Raw genomic sequence first — 20,852 nt, 5'->3', positions numbered from 1 at the left:
CCGCCCTGCCTTACAGGCCCAGGGTCTTGGTCTTGAGCGCGTCGTAGTCGCCCTGCGTGATCAGGCCCAGGTCGAGCATCTGCTTGGCCTTGGTGAGCTTGGCGATCGGGTCATCGGCCGCCGGTGCCGCCGGTGCCACTGGCTGCTGCAGGGTGCCGACGCCGCCAAGCATGCCCGTCGCCATGCCCACGCCGACCAGGCCCGCCGCACCCCCGGTCTCGCCGGCAGACTGCACGCCGGCAGCCACGCTGGCCTGCAGGTTGGAGTTGCCGCGGGCGCCGGCCAGCGCATCGGCGCGCTGCACGGTCTTGAGCAGTTCGCGCGTGTTCGGGTCGTACTCGATGGAAATGATGGCGGTCTTGACGATGGCCAGGCCGCGGTCCGACCTCCACTGGTAGGCGTGCTCCACCGCCGCCGCCAGGCTCTGGGCAAAGCCCACCGAATCCTGCTGCAGCCTGGTGATCCGGTTGCCCTTGCCCGGGTCGTTCGTATACAGGCTGAAGGCCGGCGCCAGCGACCCGACCACCTCATTGAACAGCTGGCTCGCTGCGGCGTTGTCGATGTCGGTGAAATCGAACACCTGGCCGGGCTGCAGATACCTGGCCGGCACGAAGTTCTTCACGAACAGGATCGGGTCGATGATTTTCAGCGTGTACGAGCCGCGCGTGACCGCGCCGACCTGGGTGTTGAGAAAGCCATCGTCCCAGTAGATTTCCGACTGGGTGCCGAAGCGGTTGTCCGGCAGTTCCTTCAGCGAGACGAAGAACGCAAGCTGCTGGCCGCCCGGCTGGCCGCCGAACTTGAAGCGCTCCCAGCTTTGCGTGATCAGCGAGGACACCAGGCCGTCGCCGGCGAACACCGACTTGGAGTTGATGTCGTCCGAGCGCCACTCGTAGCCGCCCGGTTCGGCGGCGAAGCCGGTGACGGCGCCGTCCTGGAGCAGCAGCAGCCCGTAGCCCTCGGGCACGACGATCTTCGACCCGTTGGTGATGATGTTGGACGAGGCCTGCGTGTTCGATCCGCGCCCGGCATTGGGGCCATGCGGCACGGCGGCAAACAGCGCAGCCGTCGCCGGCAGACCGGCCGGCACCGTGTAGAAGTCCTTCCACTGGTCGGCCAGCACGCCACCCACCGCACCCGCCACCGCCTGCACAAGACCCATGACACTTCTCCATTCGTCGCGGCCAGCGGGGTACCGGCCCTGCGCGCGCCAGACTATACATCCCGGCAATCATCCGGTCCGGGCCAGGTGGCCTGGCCGGCCGCCGACGTCGGGGCGGGGTGGGGCGCGGACGGGTCAAGCGCGGGCGCAGGACGCCCTATCCAGCCAGCCGTGCCAGATACGAGACCGCATCCAGTTGGCAATGCCCTGCAATCGCGCCGGGCAGGCTGAACAGCCGCGGGCGTTGGCGGAAGTCGAACAGGCGATACAGCCGGTAGCTCGCCGCATCGGCCTCGGAGCCCGGTGTCGCCGAGGCCCGCTGGCATCAAGGCAGCCCTAGCGGAACACCATGCCGCCGTCGGTGATGATGGCCTGGCCGGTGATGTAGTCCGAGTCGGTGGAGGCAAGGAAGGACACCAGGTTGGCCACGTCCTCCGGTTCCTGGGTGCGGCCCAGGAGAATGCCTTCGGAGAATTTCTGGAATGCTTCGCCGGGCCGGGTGCCCATGTAGCGGCCCATGGCCTCGTCGATGCGGTCCCACATCGAGGTGCCGGCCACGCCGGGGCAGTAGGCGTTCACGGTGATGCCGTCCTTGGCGTACTCCTTGGCGCCGGTGTGGGTGAGCGAGCGCACCACGTGCTTGGTGGCGGAGTAGATGCCCAGCATCTCGTAGGATTCGTGCCCGGCGATGGAGCAGGCGTTGATGATCTTGCCGATGCCCTCGTCCTGCCTGCGCATCTGGGCGGCTGCGGCCTGCATGCCGTAGAGCACGCCGTGGCAGTTGATGCGGAAGATCAGGTCCAGGTCGTCGGGACCAACATCGTCCAGCGGCTTGACCTGCTCGATGCCGGCGTTGTTGATGAACACGTCGAGCCGTCCGAACGCCTCGACCGCCTTGGCCACCAGCGCCTGCTGGTCCTCGCGCCTGGAGACGTCGCCCTTGAAGGTCTGCACCTCGTGGCCGGCGGCGGCGAAAGCCTTGCGCGCCTGGGCAAGCTTGTCTTCGTCGATGTCGGAAATCATGACCGCCAGGCCGTCGTTGGCCAGGCGGTGGGCGATGCCATTGCCCAGGCCGGCGGCACCGCCGGTGACGACGGCCACGCGCCGGGTGTCGGGGCGGGTACGGTTGGCCTTGGAAACGGCCCGGTGTCCGGCCCGGGCGCCGCCATGGGCATCGGTTGCAGCGTGGTCCTGGGTGGCCATGAGGGTGTCCTTGTCGGAATGGACATCCACGGTGCGCCGACCGGGGTGAAGCGCACGTGGTGCCGGCTGCTCGCCGGACCCGGTAAACCGGCCTGTCCTGCCGTCTTCGAACAGGGCCCTGGCCAGGGGCCGGCGACATGGCTGCACGCCATGAATGGAGTTCTGCCGCATCACGTATGCTGCGGCCATCACGATGATCGCGGTCCACCCACCAGCCTCACCGGGATCTGCATGAATCCGCTCACCCAAGCTCTGGAAACGCGGTTTGACGCAATGGCGCCGGAGCTGCTGGCAATCTACCGGGACCTGCACCGGCATCCAGAGCTGTCCATGCAGGAGCACCGCAGCGCCGGCATCGCGGCCGATTACATCGGCAAGCTGGGGTATGAGGTGACCCGTGAGGTCGGGTTGACCGGCGTGGTGGGCGTGCTTCGCAACGGCGAAGGCGCAACGGTGATGCTGCGCGCGGACATGGACGCGTTGCCGATGGACGAGGACACCGGTTTGCCCTATGCCAGCCGGGTGCCCGGTGTAGCGCATTCCTGCGGCCACGACCTGCACATGGCCTGGCTGATGGGCGCGGCGCAGGTGTTGGCCGAGGCGCGCGATGCCTGGCGCGGTACGGCGGTGGTGGTGTTCCAGCCGGGCGAGGAGGTGGCCCAGGGTGCGGCGGCGATGGTTGCCGACTGGGATGGTGCCGGGCTGCCCCGTGCCGACGTGGTGCTCGGGCAGCACGTGATGGTGGGCGCGGCCGGAACCGTCAGCTACCGGACCGGCGTGATGCTGTCGGCTGGTGACAGCTTGCAGGTGACGCTGTTCGGTCGCGGCTCGCATGGTTCCGAGCCGCACACCTCGGTCGACCCGGTGGTGATGGCGGCCTCCACGGTGCTGCGCCTGCAGACCATCGTTGCGCGCGAAGTCTCGCCGTTCGACAGCGCCGTGTTGACGGTGGGTTCGCTGCAGGCCGGCACGCGGGAAAACATCATCCCCGAGCAGGCGGTCCTCAAGCTCAACCTGCGCACCTACGACGACGGGGTGCGCGAACACATACTCGGGGCGGTGCGGCGCATCTGCTGTGCCGAGGCCGATGCCTCGGGCGCGCCGCGGCCGCCGGAGTTCGCCACGCTGAGCCGCTATCCGCTCACCCTCAACGACCCGGCGGCGACGGCGCGGGTGGCCGAAGCCTTCTCCGCGCAGTTCGGCGACGCTGCGTACCAGCGTCAGCCGTCCGCCGCCAGCGAGGATTTCAGCGAGTTCGGCCGGGCCTGGGGCGCGCCATCCGTGTTCTGGTTCGTGGGGGGCACCGATCCGGCCACCTGGGAGGCCGCGCGCGCCGCGGGCAGGATCCGCGACATCCCGAGCAACCATTCGCCGCGCTTCGCACCGGTCCTCGACCCGACGCTCAAGACCGGGTTGCAGGCCATGCTCACCGCCGCATCGGCCTGGTTGTGCGCCGCTGCGCCATCGGCCTGAATCCCGGCCCACAACCTGTGATCTGCCATCCGGGGCAGGGCGCCGTTGCGGGCACCGGGCGGTGCTACGCTTTTCCCGCCGTTCCCATCTGACTTCGCGACCATGCCAACGCCCGAAAACGCACGACTGGACCGCATCGTTGCCGAGGCCCGTCGCAGCGAGGAGCAGCGCGCCAAGGGCTACCGCGAGCGCGCCTTGAAGATGTACCCGTGGACCTGCGGCCGTTGCGCCCGTGATTTCACCCGCGCCAACCTGCAGGAGCTGACGGTCCACCACCGCAACCACAACCACGACGACAACCCGCCCGATGGCAGCAACTGGGAGCTGCTGTGCGTGTATTGCCATGACAACGAGCATTCGCGCCAGGTCGATTACACGGGGGTCAGTGCACTGGCTGCGGAGGACGTGACGGTCGCGGCCAAGGCCACGCCGTTCTCCGACCTCAAGGCGCTACTGGAGCGCAAGCGCTGAGGCCAGGGCGCAGGCGCGCTGGCCAGCCGGTAGACTTGGCGGCCTCCGTCAGTCATGCATCCGGTCGATGATCAACAACGATGTCCTTCGCAGCATCCGCTACATGCTCGACCTCGGCGACAGCAAGGTGGTCGCGATCGCGCAGTTGTCCGACCCGGCACTCGTCCTCGACAAGGACGATGTGCGCGCCTTCCTGTTGAAGGAGGATGAGCCCGGATACCTGGCTTGCAGCGACGCGGTCCTGGCCCGTGTCCTGGATGGCCTGATCGTGCACCTGCGCGGCCGGGACGAGAGCCTGCCGCCGCGGCCGGTGGAAAAGCGCATCACCAACAACCTGGTGCTGAAGAAGCTGCGGGTGGCGTTCCAGCTCAAGGACGACGACATGCACCAGGTATTTGCCGAGGCGGGCTTCCCGGTATCCAAGCCGGAGCTCTCCGCATTGTTCCGGCAGCCGGGGCACAAGAACTACCGCGCCTGCGGCGACCAGCTGCTGCGGGCGTTCCTCAAGGGATTGACGCTGCGCGTGCGCACTGCTTGACCCGGATGGACCGCAAGGAGCGACCATGAGGCGCTGCCACGCCTGCAACTTCTGGATTCTGCCGGGTGGCATACGCGACGGCGACTACCAATACTGTTGCGACACCTGCGCCCGGGACGGGCCGATTTTCCCGCTTTCCACGCAACTGCCGAAGGCCGACGTGCGCCTGAAGGCGCTGCAGATCCACGGCGGCCGGTGCCCGGCGTGCGAGGGACGGGGGCCGGTGGAACTGCGCTTGTCCTATCGGGTGTGGTCGATCGTGGTGTTCACCCACTTCAGCACCCGCAGCCAGATCTCATGCCGCAGGTGCGGGTTCAAGGCGCAACTGCGCGGCCTGGTGTACAGCACGGTGTTGGGCTGGTGGAGCCTGCCCTTGGGCGTACTGGTGACGCCGGTGCAGATCATGCGCAACCTGTGGGCCATGGTGTTCGTGCCCGATCCGCAGCAGCCTTCCGCGGGCCTGCTGCGGCAGGCCAGCCTGCAGCTGGCTCGGGAAAGGCTGGCCCAGGAACGGCTGGCGCGCGAGCGCGGGCGGGCCTGACGCCGACGCGCCGCTTGCAGCGGCGGCACCGGGCCGAGGCCGGCGCATGTGTGCTTGAATAGGCACCGCGGCCGGGGAAGGATCCCGGCAACCCCGGTTGACGACGCGCATGCCGACGTTGTGGATAGCACTCTCCGCTGCCGTGCTGGCGCTGGCCGCCGCTGCCTGGCTGCGCGCACGCGGGCGTCACGATGGCAATGCCGGGCAGGGCGCCTCCGTGATGGCGGCACCCGACGCCGGTTCCGGTGACGACGTGCTGCCGGCCGATGACGATGAGGCCCCGGAAACCCCTGGCGACGATGACGACCTGGCGCCAGCGCTGGACAGCGCCATGCCGGAGCCGGAGCGGGTGATCCTGCAGCGGCTGTGTGCGCACACGCTCGCGGGCATGACCGCGGTGCCGGCTGCAGGATCGGATGGTGCGCGCGCCGCCGCCGCCGCAGAGGCGGCCGCAGTGCAGACCCTGGCCGGGATCCGGGCGCACCCGCGCTATACGCCACGGCGCCCGCACCTGTTGCCGCAGTTGTCCCGTGCCATCAACGACCCGGACGCCGATGCCCATTCCATCGCGGCGATCCTGGGCCAGGACCCGGCGCTGGCCGGCAACCTGCTGCGCATTGCCAACAGTGCCATCTACCGTCGGCAGGGGGCGTCGGTCGAGCACCTGGAGCGGGCGGTGACCATGCTCGGCACCGAGGGCCTGCGCCAGATCGTGATGGCCGCGCTGCTGCAGCCGGTGATCAGCGACGATGGCAGCGTGTTTGCGCGCTGTGCGGCGCTGCTCTGGGAGCACACCCTGCTGTCGGCGGACATCGCGATGCGTCCGGCCAGGGGGGCGCGCCGCGATGACCTGCATGCGGCGCAACTGCTGGCCCTGCTCTACGGGCTGGGCTCGGTAATGGTGGTGCAGGTGCTGCGCGATTGCTGGAGCCGGAACGGCGGAGGCGGCCCGGACCCGGAGGCCCTGGTGTCCCTGCTCGATACCTGGTCGGTGCGCTGCGCGCGTGCCATCGCGGCCGAGTGGGGATTGTCGGAGCGGGTGCAACAGGCGCTCGCGGAACTGGCCGGCGACAGCCAGTGGGAGGCGCTGGGAAGCCTGGGCCGCGCGTTGCGCATCAGCCGCATGCAGGCCGCCGACGAGATGCTCGACATGGCCGAGCCGGCGCCGGCCACCGCCTGACCGATGGCCAGCGCGCCTGCGCGTTGAGCGTCATGCTGCATTGCAATAGAATGCCGGCTCGCGCACGCCCGCGTTGCGCATGATTCCGCCATGGCGCCGCATCGTCGTTCGTGCGCACTGCATCCACGGCGTCATGCGGGTCATGCTGCTCCCATCCGTAAATCGCGCGCCGTCCACGGCGTGGCTGGAGTGATCCTGATGTCTGCAATCTATCCGCTGCGCGAGCAGTGGCTGGGCAACGTGCGCGGCGACGTGCTGTCGGGCGTGCTGGTCGCACTGGCGCTGATTCCCGAGGCGATCGCGTTCTCGATCATCGCCGGGGTCGATCCCAAGGTGGGGCTGTATGCCTCGTTCTGCATCGCGGTGGTCACCTCGATCGCCGGCGGCCGCCCCGGCATGATCTCCGCCGCCACCGGCGCGATGGCCCTGGTGATGGTGAACCTGGTGCGCGACCACGGCCTGCAGTACCTGTTCGCCGCCACCATCCTGGCCGGCCTGCTGCAGCTGCTGGCCGCCGCGCTGCGGCTCAACACGCTGATGCGCTTCGTGTCGCGCTCGGTGGTGATCGGTTTCGTCAACGCGCTGGCGATCCTGATCTTCCTGGCCCAGCTGCCCGAGCTGATCGGCATGCCGTGGACGGTGTATGCGGTGTGCGCCGCGGGCCTGGCCATCATCTACCTGCTGCCGCGCCTCACGCGCGTCGTGCCTTCGGCGCTGGTGGCCATCGTGGTGCTGACCGTGGCCGTGATCGTGCTGGGCTTGGATATCCGCACCGTCGGCGACATGGGCCAGATGCCCGACAGCCTGCCCGCGTTCTTCGTCCCGGATATCCCGTGGAACTGGGAGACGCTGCGCATCCTGCTGCCGGTCTCGGCCACGCTGGCGGTGGTGGGCCTGCTGGAATCGCTGATGACCGCGCAGATCGTCGAGGACATGACCGACACGCCCACCGACCGCCGCCGGGAATCGGCCGGCCAGGGCCTGGCCAACGTGGTCACCGGTTTCTTCGGCGGCATGGCCGGCTGCGCGATGATCGGGCAGTCGGTGATCAACGTCAGCTCCGGCGGGCGCGGACGGCTGTCGTGCCTGGTCGCCGGCGTGGTGTTGCTGGTGCTGGTGGTCTACGCCTCGGAGTGGGTGTCGCTGATCCCGATGGCCGCGCTGGTGGCGGTGATGATCATGGTCAGCATCGGCACCTTCCACTGGAAGAGCTTCCGCGAAATCCGCACCCATCCGAAGACCGCCAACCTCATCATGCTGGGCACGGTGGTGGTCACCGTCGCCACCCGCGACCTGGCGATGGGCGTGCTGACCGGCGTGCTGCTGACCGCGTTGTCGTTCACCCGCCGGGTGAGCGCGCTGCTGGCCGTCACCGCCGACGACAGCGTGCCGGGCGTGCGCAGCTATCGCGTGCAGGGGCAGGTGTTCTTCGCGTCCGCGGTGCAGTTTGCCAACAGCTTCGACTACCTGCACGCGCCGTCGAAGGTGGTGATCGACCTGCGCGACGCGCACTTCTGGGATACCAGCGCGGTGGCCGCGCTCGACCGCGTGGTGCTGAAGCTGCGCCGCCACGGCGCGAACGTCGAGGTGATCGGGCTCAACGAGGCCAGCGAGCTGCTGGTCGAACGACTCGAGACCCACCGGGCGCCGGTGGCGGCGAAGTAGGGCCGGTGCCGGCGGTCGTTATTGCGCGCGGCGGGTCACCTTGCGTACCGCCGCCTTCGCGCCGGTCTTGACCTCGGCCATCGCCGCCAGGCCGGCCGCGGCGGGCGATGCCTTCCACTCCTCGTAGGCCACGTCCAGTTCGGCCCGCTCCTTCGGGGTGAACAGCTTGCGCGCCATCGAGAACATGGTGGACTCCTCCTCGCTGGCGTGGTGGTCGATCAGCTCGCCGAACACCTTGACCCGGCCGGCGAACTGCGGCGTGGTGAAGTCGGCCGCATGCACGTCCGGCAGCACGGTCTTCTCCACCGCGCGGTGTTCCTGCACCGCTTCGGCGTGGGTCTTGAGGCCATCGCGGTCGGCGCGCTCGGCGAACATGGGGTAGAACACGGTCTCCTCCCACTTCGCATGCGGCAACAGGTTGGCCTTGATCCTGGCCAGCAGGTCGGCACGCTTCTTGCCGGCGCGGTCGGTGGTGGATTCCATCTCCTCGAACAGCCCGCGCAGCTCGTCGTGCTCGGCCCTGAGGGTCTTGAGGATGTCGCGCGTCGCCATGGTCGGTTCCTTCTTCGGATGGACAGCGCGACGATGCGGCACCGATCGTGGTGGCGACGTGATCGCTTGGACCGGCCACCCTGTACGTTTGTCGTCGGGCGGACCGGTCGTCTAGGATTGCCGGCGATGGCGGGTCTCGCCAGGCCCGGAGGTTCGATGATCCGTATCCGGATGGGTCCACGCCGCAACCGGAGCGTCGCCGCGGCAGTCGTCGCGGGCCTGGCCTGCTGCGGGCTGGCGGCAACGGCGATATTCATCGTGGTGTCTGGCGGGCGGCTCACCGGCGGCCTTCCTCTGCTCCCCGACGCCTGGAACCAGGCGTTCGGCCGCGCGCTGTTCGCGGTTGGCGCGCTGTGTACCGCAGGCATGGGGGTATATGCGTTCCACGACGCCTGGCGCCTGCTACGGGAACGTGCCCGCAGGGTGGACCAGGCGCGCGCCCGGGACCCGGGCTGACCTGCCGGAATGCACTGCGACTTCCGGCAGGGGGCGCCGGCGCCGGGGGGGTGCTGGCATGGCACCACGCCATTGCCGGGACCTGCCATGCCTTCCACACGCCGCGACCTGCTCAAGTTCGGCGCGCTCGCGGCCGCTTCCGCCGCCATGCCTGTTGCCGTGCGCGCGGCCACGCCCGTCGCGCATGCGGCCAGGCCGCTCGACATCCTGATCCTGGGCGGCACCGGCTTCACCGGGCCCTTCCAGGTGCAGTACGCGCTGGCACGCGGCCACCGCGTAACCCTGTTCAACCGCGGGCGTCGCCCGTCGCCCGAGTGGCCCGGCGAGGTGGAACAGCTGCATGGCGACCGCGACAGCGGCGAGCTCGGCGCGCTGCGCGGGCGCCGCTGGGACGTGTGCATCGACAACCCGACATCGCTGCCTTCCTGGGTCCGGGATGCCGGCGCGGTGCTGAAGGACGCGGTCGGCCAGTACATCTTCATCTCGACCATCTCGGTCTATGCCGACGGCGCCAGGCCGGGGATCACCGAGGACGCGGCGCTGGCGCCCTATCGCGGCACGGATGCGATGGCCGAGACCCGCAAGACCCTGGTCGCCGACATCGAGGCCCTCTACGGTCCGCTCAAGGCGCTGAGCGAAGCGGAAGCGTGGCGGCAGTTCGGCCAGCGCGTGAGCATCATCCGTCCGGGCTACATCGTCGGTCCGCGCGACGAAAGCGACCGCTTCACCTATTGGCCGCTGCGCATCGCCCAGGGTGGCCAGGTGCTGGTGGCCATCGTGGTGCTGACCGTGGCGGTGATCGCGCTGGGCCTGGATATCCGCACCGTCGGCGACATGGGCCAGATGCCCGACAGCCTGCCCGCGTTCTCCGTCCCCGATATCCCGTGGAACTGGGACACGCTGCGCATCCTGCTGCCGGTGTCGGCCACGCTGGCCGTGGTGGGCCTTCTGGAATCGCTGATGACCGCGCAGATCGTCGAAGACATGACCGACACGCCCACCGACCGCCGCCGCGAATCCGCCGGCCAGGGCTTGGCCAACGTGGTCACCGGTTTCTTCGGCGGCATGGCCGGCTGCGCGATGATCGGGCAGTCGGTGATCAACGTCAGCTCCGGCGGGCGCGGGCGGCTGTCGTGCCTGGTCGCCGGCGTGGTGTTGCTGGTGCTGGTGGTCTACGCCTCGGAGTGGGTGTCGCTGATCCCGATGGCCGCGCTGGTGGCGGTGATGATCATGGTCAGCATCGGCACCTTCCACTGGAAGAGCTTCCGCGAAATCCGCACCCATCCGAAGACCGCCAACCTCATCATGCTGGGCACGGTGGTGGTCACCGTCGCCACCCGCGACCTGGCGATGGGCGTGCTGACCGGCGTGCTGCTGACCGCGTTGTCGTTCACCCGCCGGGTGAGCGCGCTGCTGGCCGTCACCGCCGACGACAGCGTGCCGGGCGTGCGCAGCTATCGCGTGCAGGGGCAGGTGTTCTTCGCGTCCGCGGTGCAGTTTGCCAACAGCTTCGACTATCTGCACACACCGCCGAAGGTGTCGATCGACCTGCGTGGCGCGCACTTCTGGGATACCAGTGCGGTGGCCGCACTGGACCGGGTGGTGCTGAAGCTGCGCCGGCACGGGGCGCAGGTCGAGGTGATCGGCCTCAACGAGGCGAGCGAGTCGCTGGTCGAGCAACTGGGCACGCATCGGGCCTGAGCGGGCCGGCTTTCCGGCAAGGCAGGGCCGGCATGGCCCTGCGCGTTGCTGCGTCGTGAATCGCGTGCCGGCGTGGCTCCATGTCAGGCCGGCGCGAACGGCTTGGCGGCACCCTTGTCGCGCTTCTCGGCGCGCTTTTCCTTCATGGTCTTCGCCGGCTTCTTCTTCTGCTCTTTCTTCTGGTTCAGGCCCTTGGCCATTGGATCCTCCCGCGCCCCTCGGCGCTGACTGCGGTTGCAGTGGGCGCGGGCAGTATGCGCCCGCGCCGACCTTCATGGCATGTCCGTGGCGGGCACCAGGCCGCGTCGATAATGCAGCAGGCTGCCGTGTTCGGCCTGGCCGGCGTGGTCCATCGCGCAGCGCGTGTGGGTGAGGGCGAATCCCTGGGCCTCGAGCAGCCGGGTGAATCCACCGCTATGGCCGCGGCCAGGGTCGGTGATCATCACTTCGCCGGTGCCGCGCACATGGCGCTCGACCACGCCGGCGAGCAGCTCGGCATGGCCGCGTTCGTACAGCACGTCGCTGGCGATCAGCAGGTCGAACTGGCCTAGGGTGGGCAGCGGCTGTGCCCAGCGCAGGTGCCGGAAGTGGACGGCGGGCAGCGCGTTGAGCGCGGCGTTGTAGGCCAGGAACGGCTCGGCCAGCGGGTGCATGTCCGACGCGACCACGTCCACGCCGCGCCGCTGCAGCACCAGGCTGGCCAGGCCGATGCCGCAGCCGACTTCCAGCACGCGCTTGCCGGCCACGTCGGCGCGGTCCATGGCCTGTGCCAGCAACTGGCCCGATGGCCACAACTGGCCGAACAGGCTCCATTGCGCCGACGAAATGCCCAGGCGTTCACCATGGCCATCGGGGTCGGCGAACTGCTGGCGGTCGCTGAGGACGCGCAGCTTGAACGCATGGCCGCCGACGTGGACGGTGAGGTTGCGGGTGTTGAAGCCTGGCATGGAACCCCCGTAAGGCACCGCCCGGCAAGGCCGGACGACGACACAAGAAAGGGATCGATGCGGGCGATGGCTGCCGCCCGGAGCGCGCGAAGCGGGCGCTAGCCCGCAGCGCCATGCTAGGCGAAACGGCCGCGCCTCATGCGCCAGGCTGAATACAGGCTGGAAACATGTTCAGGCTCGACGGGATGGCGCCGGTTTCGGCCCGGATCCGGAGCCACCGCAACGTGGAGATTCAGTACCTGCCGCCGGTGTGCGCCGCGTTGCGTTCGTCGGAGACGATGCTGCCGTCCACCAGGGTGATGGTGCGATCGCAGGTGTCCGACAGGCGCGGATCGTGGGTGACCACCAGGACCGCGCAGCCGTAGTCGGCGTTGAAGCGGCGCAGCAGCTGGAACACGTCGGCGGCAGTTCTGGTATCGAGGTTGCCGGTGGGCTCGTCGGCCAGCAGCAACGCCGGGCGGGTGACCAGGGCGCGGGCAATGGCCACGCGCTGCTGCTGGCCGCCGGAGAGCTGGTCGGGCAGGCGGTCGCTGAACTTTTCCAGGCCAACGTCGGCCAGCAGGCCGCGCGCGGTGTCCAGGATCTGCGGAGTCGGGCGGCCGTTGGCGACCATCCACGGCATCATCACGTTCTCCAGTGCGGTGAACGCGCCGATCAGGTGATGGAACTGGAACACGAAGCCCAGGTGGCGACCGCGCAGCGCGGTGCGTGCCTCGTCGTCCATGCGCGCGGTGGCTTCGCCGCGCAGGTACAGCTCGCCGCCGGTGGGGCTGTCGAGCAGGCCGATCAGGTTGAGCAGGGTGCTCTTGCCCGAGCCGGAGGGGCCGACCAGCGCGGCGAAGTCGGCGCTGTCCAGGTGCAGGTCGATGCCGTGCAGCACCTCCACTTCAGTCGGCTGGCCGACGTTGTAGGACTTGCGTACGCCCTCCAGGCGCAGCACCTCGCGCGTTTCAGCCACGGATGGCCTCCACCGGGTCCAGGCGCGATGCGCGCCACGCCGGCACCAGCGCCGCGCCCATGCCGGCCAGGGTGGCGATCGCCATCGCCGCCGGTACCAGGGCCGGCGGCAGCGGAATGGTGAACAGCTTGGGCCCGAAGGTGTTGAACGCGGCCACCAGGCCAAGGCCGGCGAGTGCGCCGATGCCCGAGCCGGCCAGGCCAAGCACCGCGCCCTGCACCAGGAACACCTGCAGCATCTGCCGCCGGCGTGTACCCATGGCGCGCAGGATGCCGATTTCGCGGATGCGCTGGGCCACGCTCACCGCCAGCACGCTGGCGATGCCCAACGCCACCGACATCGCCACGAAGAAACTGATCATGCGCGTGGACAGGCTTTGCGAGCTGAGCGCATTCATCAGCTGCGCATTGCTTTCCATCCAGCTTTCGGCCTGCAGGCCGGTCAGGCCGCGCACCCGTGCGGCCACGCGGTCGGCGGCGAACAGCTCCTCGACAGTGAGGTCGATCACGGTGACGCCGCCGGGCAGTGCCAGCAGCGATTGCGCCTGCTTGAGGTCGACGTAGACGTAGCGCGAATCGAGCTCGCGCACGCCCAGTTCGAAGATGCCGGCCACGGTGACGATGGCATCGCGCCCGTCGCCGGCCTGCAGGCGCAGCTTGCCGCCCAGGCGCAGGCCCAGGTCTTCGGCAAGCTTGCGGCCGACCACGGCGTTGCCCGAGCCCACGCTGAGCCGTCCTTGGACGATGTGTTCGTCGAGCGGGATCACGCGCAGGTAGCGCGGCGGGTCGATGCCGACCAGGGCCACCGACTCGACCGCCTCGCCGCGCCGGCCGAACGCCGGGCCGGACACCAGCGGCGAGACCGCGGTGATGCCCGGCAGCCGGTCGAGCACATCGCGGACCTCAAGCCAGTTGTCGATCGGGCGCAGCGATTGCGGGCGCGGGTCCTCCAGCACCAGTTGCAGCACGCCGTCGGCGGCCGGCGCGATGCGGTTGATCTCGCGCGGGGCTTCCACCCGCACATGCGCCTGGGTGCCGAGCGTGCGGTCGATGACGTTGGCCTGCAGGCCGGAGATCAGCGCGGTGACGAACACGATCACCGACACGCCAACCGAGATCCCGACCAGGATCAGCATCGTCTGGGCGCGGCCCTGGCGCAGGAAGCGCAGGGCGATGCTGGATTCGATCCACATCGGTCAGTCCAGCGGCATCGGCAGCTCGCCGTGGCGTGCGGCGCGGCCGTCGTGGCCGGATTCGGGCACGGGCTGCTGCCGGATGCGGATCCGGTCGCCATCGGTCGGCAGGCCGTCCGCGCCGAGCGCAGCTGCGGCCACCACGGTGTCGCCGGCGGCCAGCCCGTGCAGGACTTCGCTCATGGCCAGGCCGCGCAGGCCCAGCCGCACCGGCACGCTGTGCACGCGGCCGCCGCGCACGCGCAGCACGCGGGCGCGACCATCGGCGCCGACGTCGAGCAGGGCATCGTTGGCCACCGTCAGCGCGTCCTCGCGCTGGCCGGTGAGGATGGTCGCGGTGACGGTCATGTCCTCGCGCACGAAGTCCACCTCCGGCTCGATCCGCAGGCGCACATCGACCGTGCCGCGCGCCGGGTCGATGGCCGGGGCGATGTGGTGCACGACGGCTGCGAAGGGCCGGTCCGGATAGGCATCGGCGATGCAGGTGGCGGCCTGGCCCTGTTCCAGCAGCGCCAGGTTCTTCTCGTCCAGGGCCAGCAGCACTTCGCCGGGGGCGTCGCGGGCGATTTCCAGCAGTACCTGGCCGGGGCTGACGGTGTCGCCGGGTTCGACCGCACGGATCAGCACCGTGCCGGCCACCGGCGCGTGGATGCGGGCGCGGTCGAGCTCGGCCTGGGCGGCGTCCAGGCGCTGCATGGCCTGGGCCTCGAGTGCGCCACCGGCGGACAGCGCGGACAGCGCCAGCCGTGCCTGCTCGGCCGCGGCACGCGCGGCGACCACGGCCTGCGCGGCCTGTTCCACGCTTTCGCGTGCCACCAGCTGGCGTTCGCCCAGTTCCCGGCGCCGGGTGTGTTCGCGCTGCGCCTGGGCCAACTGGGCGCTGGCCTGGCGCAGCCGTTCTTCCGTATCGGGCCGCTCGGCCTGGCGAAGGGCAGTCAGTGCCGCGCGGGCTTCGTCACGGCGGGCTTCCAGGTCACGTGCGCGCAGTACCACCAGCAGGTCGCCGGCCGCGACCCGGTCGCCTTCCATCACCCGCCGTTCCAGTACCACGCCGGCGATTTCGGCGCCGACCTGTACGCGCGAGAGTGCGGCGACCCGTCCGGTGGCCACGACGTTGTGCACCAATGGTCCGCTGCTGATCGCATAACCGGGCAGGGCCGGGCCGCGCCAGTGCAGCACCGCCCATGCGAACAGGGCCAGTGCAACAACCGCCAGCGGGATCATCCATTTCCACCGCGAGGGCTTGGGCATGGTGGGCACGCGGCTTGGGGAGGGGCTCATCTTCGCCCGGCCACGGTGAAGGCGGCAACGTGGCCGCGGATGCGCTGGCCACCGGAGCGGACGCTTGCCGTCCGGAGTCTTTCAGCGGGGTCGTGCCAGCCAGTCGTCGGCATCCTGCGGGATCGGGGATGTTGCCGGCGGCGCGCTTGCGCTCACTCCTGCGGCGGTGCGTCAGGCTTGGCCGGTTCGCGGTTGGCGCGCTTCTTGGCTTCCTTCTCGTCCTGCTTCTTCTTCTTGGCCAACTCGCGTTGTCGCTTTTCGAACGAATAATTGGGCTTCGCCATGGAGGATCACCATATGGAGGAATGCCCAGTGTAAACAGCCAGGCGCCGGCCCGCATCGTTCGCCCGGTGCAAGGCCCGGCGCGCGTATCGATGGAGGGGTCGACAAAGGGCCCCAGTCGTGGCCCGAGGGCTGGCAGTGCGCCAGCAGGCCAGGCCCGCGGCGATCACTGGATCGCCGCGGGGCCAGGCAAGGTGTCTTACTTCTTCTTGTCCAGCATGCCGTGCATCTTCAGCCACGAAACCCATGCCTCGAACCAGCCGGTGCTGGTGGTGTCCTTCTGGTACATGCCGAAGCCGTGGCCACCACGCTCGTAGTAGTGGAACTCCACCGGGCGGCCGGCCTTCTGCCAGCTTTCGACCAGGCCGAAGCCCTGGTTGTTGAACAGCCCGTCGTCGGCGGCCAGGGCCACGAACATCGGCGGGGCGTCGGCCGGGACATTCTCGGACGTGGTGATCGGGCCATAGACGTTGCCGATGAAGGCCGGCTTTGCCTCCTCGCCGTGCAGGGCGGTGGTCAGGGTCAGCATGGCGCCGGCGGAGAAGCCGATCATGCCGATGCGATCCGGGTCCACGTTCCACTCCTTGGCCCGGCTGCGCACCAGGGCGAAGGCGGCACGCGAGTCGGCCAGCTGCGGGGCCAGCATCTTCGCCGCATCGAACGCACCCGGGTCACGCGGCGGGCGCGGGCCCGACAGCATCTGCCGGATCGACTCGCTGAAGCCCTCCAGGTCGGCCGGGGTCTGGTTGAGACGGTACTTGAGCACGAACGCGGCCACGCCGCGGTCGGCCAGCGCCTTGGCCACGTCCCAGCCTTCGTTCTGCATCGACAGCGAACGGAAGCCGCCACCCGGCGTGACGATCACCGCCGAGCCGGTCGCCTTGGCCGGGTCGGGCAGGAACGGGGTCAGCGTGGCCTCGGTCACGTTGCGTGCGAACACGCTGCCGTACTGGCTGTGCCAGGCCTCGGCATTCTTTGCATCCGGCAGCGGACCGGTGTCGAGCGCGATCGCGGTCGGCTGGTCGGGCGTGGCGATGGGCGTCATCTTGTCGTTCTGGGCGAACGCCGGCGCCATGCCGGTACAGAACAGGGCCAGCGCAAGGGCCACGGGCGCGGTGCCGCGGCCGAATGCGCGCATGAAACGTGTCTTCCGGGTCATTCGTGTTTCTCCGTTCGGGGAAGCGCAGGGCATGGGCATCGCAGCCGCCACGTTCGGGATCCCGCTGCGGCAATGAATGCCGATTTCCCGTGTACGCAGCGCCTGAATGCGGAGCGGGCCGAGCATACGTCAGGAAAATTGGCCGCCCGCACCGATATCCGAAAATAGATGGGAGGCATAATCCTTTTGGAATCACTTGCCACGACGCGACCGGATACCCTCGGCGCTTGCCTCCACACACCATCGGAACGGTCATGAGCACGGGGATGAAGCAACCACTGCGGCGCGGCGGCGCGATCCTGCTGGCACTCACGCTGGCCACCATCATCCCGGTGGTGGCGGCCCAGGCCGAGCAGGCGCAAACCGATCCGGTGCAGGAAGCCGAGGCCATGGCCACCCGGCTGGTCGCGCGCATGACCACCGACGAGAAGCTGGACCAGTTGCTCAACGCCGCGCCCGCGATCCCGCGCCTGGGCGTGCCGCATTACAACTGGTGGACCGAGTCGCTGCATGGCGCGATGGGCACCCTGCCCACGACCAACTTCGCCGAGCCGATCGGCCTGGCCGCCACCTTCGACGATGCGCTGGTACGTCGCGTGGGCCAGGTCATCGCCGCCGAGGTGCGTGGCCTGCATGCACTGGCACGCCAGACCGGCCGTACCGGGCGCATGGGTACCGGCCTCAACACCTGGTCGCCGAACATCAACATCTTCCGCGACCCGCGCTGGGGCCGTGGCCAGGAAACCTACGGCGAGGATCCCTTCCTGGCCGCGCGCATGGGCGTGGCCTACGTCAAGGGCGTGCAGGGCGACCACCCGCACTTCTACGACATCGTCGCCACGCCCAAGCACTACGCGGTGCACAGCGGCCCGGAGTCCACCCGCCACGAGGCCAACGTCTACGTCTCCAGGCATGACCTGGAGGACACCTACCTGCCGGCATTCCGCGCGGCGATGGTGGAGGGCGGCGCCGGTTCGATCATGTGCGCCTACAACCGCGTCAACGGCCAGCCGGCCTGCGCCAGCGACATGCTGTTGAAGGACTACCTGCGCCACGCCTGGTCGTTCCAGGGGTACGTGGTATCCGATTGCGACGCGGTCACCGACATCCGCAAGCACCACGACTACGCGCCGGACCCGGCCACGGCGGTGACCGCGGCGATGCGCGCCGGGGTGGACAGCGAGTGCAATGGCGCCACCCTGACCGATACCGCCGGCCTGGCCCAGCCGTACCGTGATGCGCTGGCACGCGGCCTGCTCTCGATGGCCGACGTGGACCGTGCGCTGGTGCGGCTGTTCGCCGCCCGTTACCGCACCGGCGACCTGCCGGGCCTGCGCCCGCTGTCCACCGCCACCGCCTCGCCCGATGACATCGGCACGCCGGAGCATGCGGCGCTGGCGCTGGAGGCGGCCGAAAAGAGCCTGGTGCTGCTGAAGAACAACGGCGTGCTGCCGCTGCGTACGCAGGCCCGGGTGGCGCTGGTCGGCCCGCTGGCCGATGCCACCCGCGTACTGCGCGGCAATTATTCCTCGCCGCAGTCCGCACCGCCGGTGTCGGTGCTCGACGGCCTGCGCCAGGCCATGCCCGAGGCGCAGGTGCGCCACGTGCCGTTCGGCGAAACCTATACCGATGGCGACCCGGTTCCACCTTCGGCGCTGTTCACGCCCGATGGCGAGCCGGGGCTGGTGGCGCGCTACTACAACACCGTGCGCAAGCCGCCGGCCCGCTTTGCCCCGGACGAAATGGGCAAGTGGCTTGCGCGCGTGGGCTATCAGGCCAAGCCGGTGGTCACCCGCATCGAGCCTGACGTGAACACGCGCAGCCTGGACCTGTCGCAGGTGTACGACATCCATCGCGTGGAGTGGACCGGGCACCTGGTTGCGCCGGAGTCGGGCACCTGGCGCCTGGGCCTGGGTGGTTTCAACGGCCACATGGAGTTTGATGGCAAGCCGCTGGTCGACCTGGAGGGCGCGTCCTGGAACAGCCTGCCCACCCTGAAGACTGTGCAGCTGGAAGCGGGCAAGCGCTATCCGATCAAGGTGGTCACCGAGGCGCGGGTGCTGGCCGGCATCGGCCTGCTGTGGAAGCGGGTGAGCGACGACCCGGTCGGGCAGATGCGCGCGGCCGCGGCCGACAGCGACGTGGTGGTCGCGGTGGTCGGCCTGACCTCGGACCTGGAGGCCGAAGAAGCGCCGGTCGAGGTGCCCGGCTTCAAGGGCGGCGACAAGACCAGCCTGGACCTGCTGGCCGACCAGCAGGCACTGCTGGAGGCGGCCCGGGCCACCGGCAAGCCGCTGGTGGTGGTGGTGATGAATGGCAGCCAGGTCAACCTGGCCTGGGCCCGGCAGCATGCCGCCGCGATCATCGAGGCCTGGTACCCGGGCCAGTCCGGCGGCCTGGCGATCGGCAACGTGATCGCCGGCCACGTCAACCCGGCCGGGCGCCTGCCGCTGACCTTCTACCGATCGGTGGACGACCTGCCGTCGTTCGACGATTACGACATGCGCGGGCGCACCTACCGCTATTTCACCGGCACCCCGGTCTATCCGTTCGGCCACGGCCTGAGCTACACCAGCTTTGCCTACGCGCCGCTGAAGCTGGCGGCGGCGGCCGGTGGCACCCACGAGGGCCTCAAGGTCACCACCGAGCTGCGCAATACCGGCAAGCGCGCCGGTGACGAGGTCGCGCAGCTGTACCTGGATTTCCCCGACATCAAGGGCCTGCCGCGAATTGCCTTGCGCGGCTTCCAGCGCGTGCACCTGGCCCCGGGCGAGAGCCGCGTGCTGGAGTTCGACCTCGACCCGCGTGACCTGAGCGCGGTGACCGCCGAAGGCGAGCGCCAGGTGATGAAGGGCAACTACCGCGTGTTCGTGGGCAGTGGCCAGCCGGGCACCGGCGTGGCCGGGCGCGAAGCCCGCTTCAAGGTCGACCAGGTCCGCCCGATCGAGCGCTGAGGCTGGCGATGCGGCGCGTCCAGGCAGCGGCCGGACGCGCAGCGGGGCGGGTTGCTGCAGCAGCCGGGTGCTTTATCGGCACCGGCTTTTGGTAGGCTTTGCGACCTTCTTTGCCTGGGGTCGCCGGTGTCTGTCCTGTCGTGGGTGCGCGTCGCCCTGATCCTGCCGCTGGTCGTGCTCAACACCCTGGTGCACGCGCTGCCGCTGCTGGTAGTCGGCGTATTCAAGGCGCTGCTGCCGCTGCGCGCGGTGCGTCGCGCCTGCAACCCGGTGCTGACCGGGTTGGCCGAGAGCTGGATTGCGGTCAACAGCGCGATGCTCGGGGCCTTCACCGGCACCCGGGTCACGGTCGAACAGGATGCCGGGCTGCAGCGCGATGGCCACTACCTGGTCCTGGCCAACCACCAGAGCTGGGTGGACATCCTGATCCTGCAGAAGGTGTTCAACCGGCGCATCCCGCTGCTGCGTTTCTTCCTCAAGCGGCAACTGTTCTGGGTGCCGGTGCTGGGGCTGGCCTGGTGGGCGTTGGATTTCCCGTTCATGGGCCGCTACACCCACCGCCAGGTGGCGCGCAATCCGGAGCTGGGCCAGCGTGACATGGAGGCGATCCGCCGTGCCTGTGCGAAGTTCCGCGACATGCCGGTGTCGGTGATGAACTTCGTCGAAGGCACCCGCTTCACCGATGCCAAGCACGCCAGCCAGGCCTCGCCCTACCTGCACCTGCTCAAGCCCAAGTCCGGCGGCGTGGCGTTCGTGCTCGACGCGATGGGGCAGGGGCTGCACGCATTGCTGGATGTGACCATCGCCTATCCCGGCGGGCGCCCGACCATGATCGACCTGATCGCCAACCGCGTGCCCGAGGTGCGGGTACAGGTGCGGCAGCGGGTGATTCCGGCGGAGATGGTCAATGGCCGCTACCAGGAGGACCGTGCGTTCCGGGCCCGCTTCCAGCAATGGATGAACGGGATCTGGGACGAAAAGGATGCCGACCTTGCACGGATCCTGGAGGGCGGTGCGGCGCCATCGTCGCCGGCCGGCCCGGCTTGAGGCCGGCTGCGCACTGCCCAACAATCACGAGCATGGTCGACCAGCCCGTCCCCGTACCCGGCACGCCGCCCGGCGCCGATCCACTGGCCG

The 20,852-nt window shown here is 69.4% G+C and carries 18 protein-coding genes and 1 pseudogene; 10 read left to right on the top strand and 9 right to left on the bottom strand.

The window, feature by feature from the left end:
* Positions 1-10 precede the first annotated feature (10 nt).
* Together ACEJ41_RS07320 and ACEJ41_RS07315 are read right to left on the bottom strand one after the other, a co-directional pair.
* Positions 11-1,162 (bottom strand): SPFH domain-containing protein, encoded by a 1,152-nt coding sequence (locus tag ACEJ41_RS07320; RefSeq protein ID WP_374011638.1) that lies wholly within the window; start codon positions 1,160-1,162, stop codon positions 11-13.
* A gap of 336 nt (positions 1,163-1,498) precedes the next feature.
* Complete coding sequence (locus ACEJ41_RS07315; RefSeq protein WP_374011637.1) at positions 1,499-2,395, bottom strand: acetoin reductase; 897 nt, start codon at positions 2,393-2,395, stop codon at positions 1,499-1,501.
* A 201-nt stretch (positions 2,396-2,596) separates the two neighbouring features.
* On the opposite strand from ACEJ41_RS07315, the gene ACEJ41_RS07310 reads away from it, so the two are divergent.
* The 6 genes from ACEJ41_RS07310 to ACEJ41_RS07285 all read left to right on the top strand — a co-directional run bounded on the left by ACEJ41_RS07310 (position 2,597) and on the right by ACEJ41_RS07285 (position 8,233).
* Positions 2,597-3,838 carry an amidohydrolase gene (locus tag ACEJ41_RS07310; protein WP_374011636.1) on the top strand — a complete coding sequence of 414 codons (1,242 nt, stop codon included), beginning with the start codon at positions 2,597-2,599 and terminating at the stop codon, positions 3,836-3,838.
* Between the two features lie 102 nt (positions 3,839-3,940).
* Positions 3,941-4,309, top strand: coding sequence for a YajD family HNH nuclease (locus ACEJ41_RS07305; RefSeq protein WP_374011635.1), 369 nt, complete (start codon positions 3,941-3,943; stop codon positions 4,307-4,309).
* Positions 4,310-4,376: 67 nt separating this feature from the next.
* Positions 4,377-4,847 (top strand): DUF1456 family protein, encoded by a 471-nt coding sequence (locus tag ACEJ41_RS07300; RefSeq protein ID WP_374011634.1) that lies wholly within the window; start codon positions 4,377-4,379, stop codon positions 4,845-4,847.
* A gap of 25 nt (positions 4,848-4,872) precedes the next feature.
* Complete coding sequence (locus tag ACEJ41_RS07295; RefSeq protein WP_374011633.1) at positions 4,873-5,388, top strand: hypothetical protein; 516 nt, start codon at positions 4,873-4,875, stop codon at positions 5,386-5,388.
* 109 nt (positions 5,389-5,497) lie between these two features.
* Positions 5,498-6,568: an HDOD domain-containing protein gene (locus tag ACEJ41_RS07290; protein ID WP_374011632.1), complete on the top strand. Its 1,071-nt coding sequence runs from the start codon at positions 5,498-5,500 to the stop codon at positions 6,566-6,568.
* Between the two features lie 198 nt (positions 6,569-6,766).
* Positions 6,767-8,233 carry a SulP family inorganic anion transporter gene (locus tag ACEJ41_RS07285; protein WP_374011631.1) on the top strand — a complete coding sequence of 489 codons (1,467 nt, stop codon included), beginning with the start codon at positions 6,767-6,769 and terminating at the stop codon, positions 8,231-8,233.
* Between the two features lie 18 nt (positions 8,234-8,251).
* On the opposite strand, the gene ACEJ41_RS07280 is transcribed toward ACEJ41_RS07285, so the two are convergent.
* Positions 8,252-8,785: a hemerythrin domain-containing protein gene (locus ACEJ41_RS07280; protein ID WP_374011630.1), complete on the bottom strand. Its 534-nt coding sequence runs from the start codon at positions 8,783-8,785 to the stop codon at positions 8,252-8,254.
* Between the two features lie 156 nt (positions 8,786-8,941).
* Here ACEJ41_RS07280 and ACEJ41_RS07275 point away from each other — a divergent pair, with 156 nt between their 5' ends.
* Together ACEJ41_RS07275 and ACEJ41_RS07270 are read left to right on the top strand one after the other, a co-directional pair.
* The gene (locus tag ACEJ41_RS07275; RefSeq protein WP_374011629.1) at positions 8,942-9,241 is read left to right on the top strand and encodes a hypothetical protein; all 300 of its coding nucleotides are present in this window, start codon (positions 8,942-8,944) and stop codon (positions 9,239-9,241) included.
* Positions 9,242-10,006: 765 nt separating this feature from the next.
* A pseudogene (locus ACEJ41_RS07270) lies at positions 10,007-10,942 on the top strand (SulP family inorganic anion transporter); the annotation flags it as partial.
* 272 nt (positions 10,943-11,214) lie between these two features.
* Here ACEJ41_RS07270 and ACEJ41_RS07265 read toward each other — a convergent pair.
* From ACEJ41_RS07265 to ACEJ41_RS07240, 6 genes are all read right to left on the bottom strand, one after another.
* Positions 11,215-11,889 carry a methyltransferase gene (locus ACEJ41_RS07265; RefSeq protein ID WP_374011628.1) on the bottom strand — a complete coding sequence of 225 codons (675 nt, stop codon included), beginning with the start codon at positions 11,887-11,889 and terminating at the stop codon, positions 11,215-11,217.
* Positions 11,890-12,121: 232 nt separating this feature from the next.
* Positions 12,122-12,847, bottom strand: coding sequence for an ABC transporter ATP-binding protein (locus ACEJ41_RS07260; RefSeq protein WP_374011627.1), 726 nt, complete (start codon positions 12,845-12,847; stop codon positions 12,122-12,124).
* Complete coding sequence (locus ACEJ41_RS07255; RefSeq protein ID WP_374011626.1) at positions 12,840-14,039, bottom strand: ABC transporter permease; 1,200 nt, start codon at positions 14,037-14,039, stop codon at positions 12,840-12,842. Before ACEJ41_RS07255 ends, ACEJ41_RS07260 begins: the two co-directional genes overlap by 8 nt.
* 3 nt (positions 14,040-14,042) lie before the next feature.
* On the bottom strand, positions 14,043-15,320 hold the full coding sequence (locus ACEJ41_RS07250; RefSeq protein ID WP_374011625.1) for an efflux RND transporter periplasmic adaptor subunit: 1,278 nt from the start codon (positions 15,318-15,320) through the stop codon (positions 14,043-14,045).
* A gap of 152 nt (positions 15,321-15,472) precedes the next feature.
* The gene (locus tag ACEJ41_RS07245; protein WP_374011624.1) at positions 15,473-15,604 is read right to left on the bottom strand and encodes a hypothetical protein; all 132 of its coding nucleotides are present in this window, start codon (positions 15,602-15,604) and stop codon (positions 15,473-15,475) included.
* A gap of 197 nt (positions 15,605-15,801) precedes the next feature.
* Complete coding sequence (locus ACEJ41_RS07240; protein ID WP_374011623.1) at positions 15,802-16,761, bottom strand: alpha/beta hydrolase; 960 nt, start codon at positions 16,759-16,761, stop codon at positions 15,802-15,804.
* A 266-nt stretch (positions 16,762-17,027) separates the two neighbouring features.
* On the opposite strand from ACEJ41_RS07240, the gene ACEJ41_RS07235 reads away from it, so the two are divergent.
* On the top strand, positions 17,028-19,715 hold the full coding sequence (locus ACEJ41_RS07235) for a glycoside hydrolase family 3 C-terminal domain-containing protein (RefSeq protein WP_374011622.1): 2,688 nt from the start codon (positions 17,028-17,030) through the stop codon (positions 19,713-19,715).
* Between the two features lie 126 nt (positions 19,716-19,841).
* Positions 19,842-20,762, top strand: a complete 921-nt coding sequence (locus ACEJ41_RS07230) for an acyltransferase (RefSeq protein WP_374011621.1) — start codon at positions 19,842-19,844, stop codon at positions 20,760-20,762.
* The last annotated feature ends 90 nt before the right edge of the window (positions 20,763-20,852 follow it).

This window comes from Pseudoxanthomonas koreensis (assembly GCF_041890415.1).
Classification (GTDB): Bacteria; Pseudomonadota; Gammaproteobacteria; order Xanthomonadales; family Xanthomonadaceae; genus Pseudoxanthomonas; species Pseudoxanthomonas koreensis_A.
Note: the sequence above shows the minus strand (reverse complement) of the source record. Positions and strands in the feature narration are given on the sequence as shown.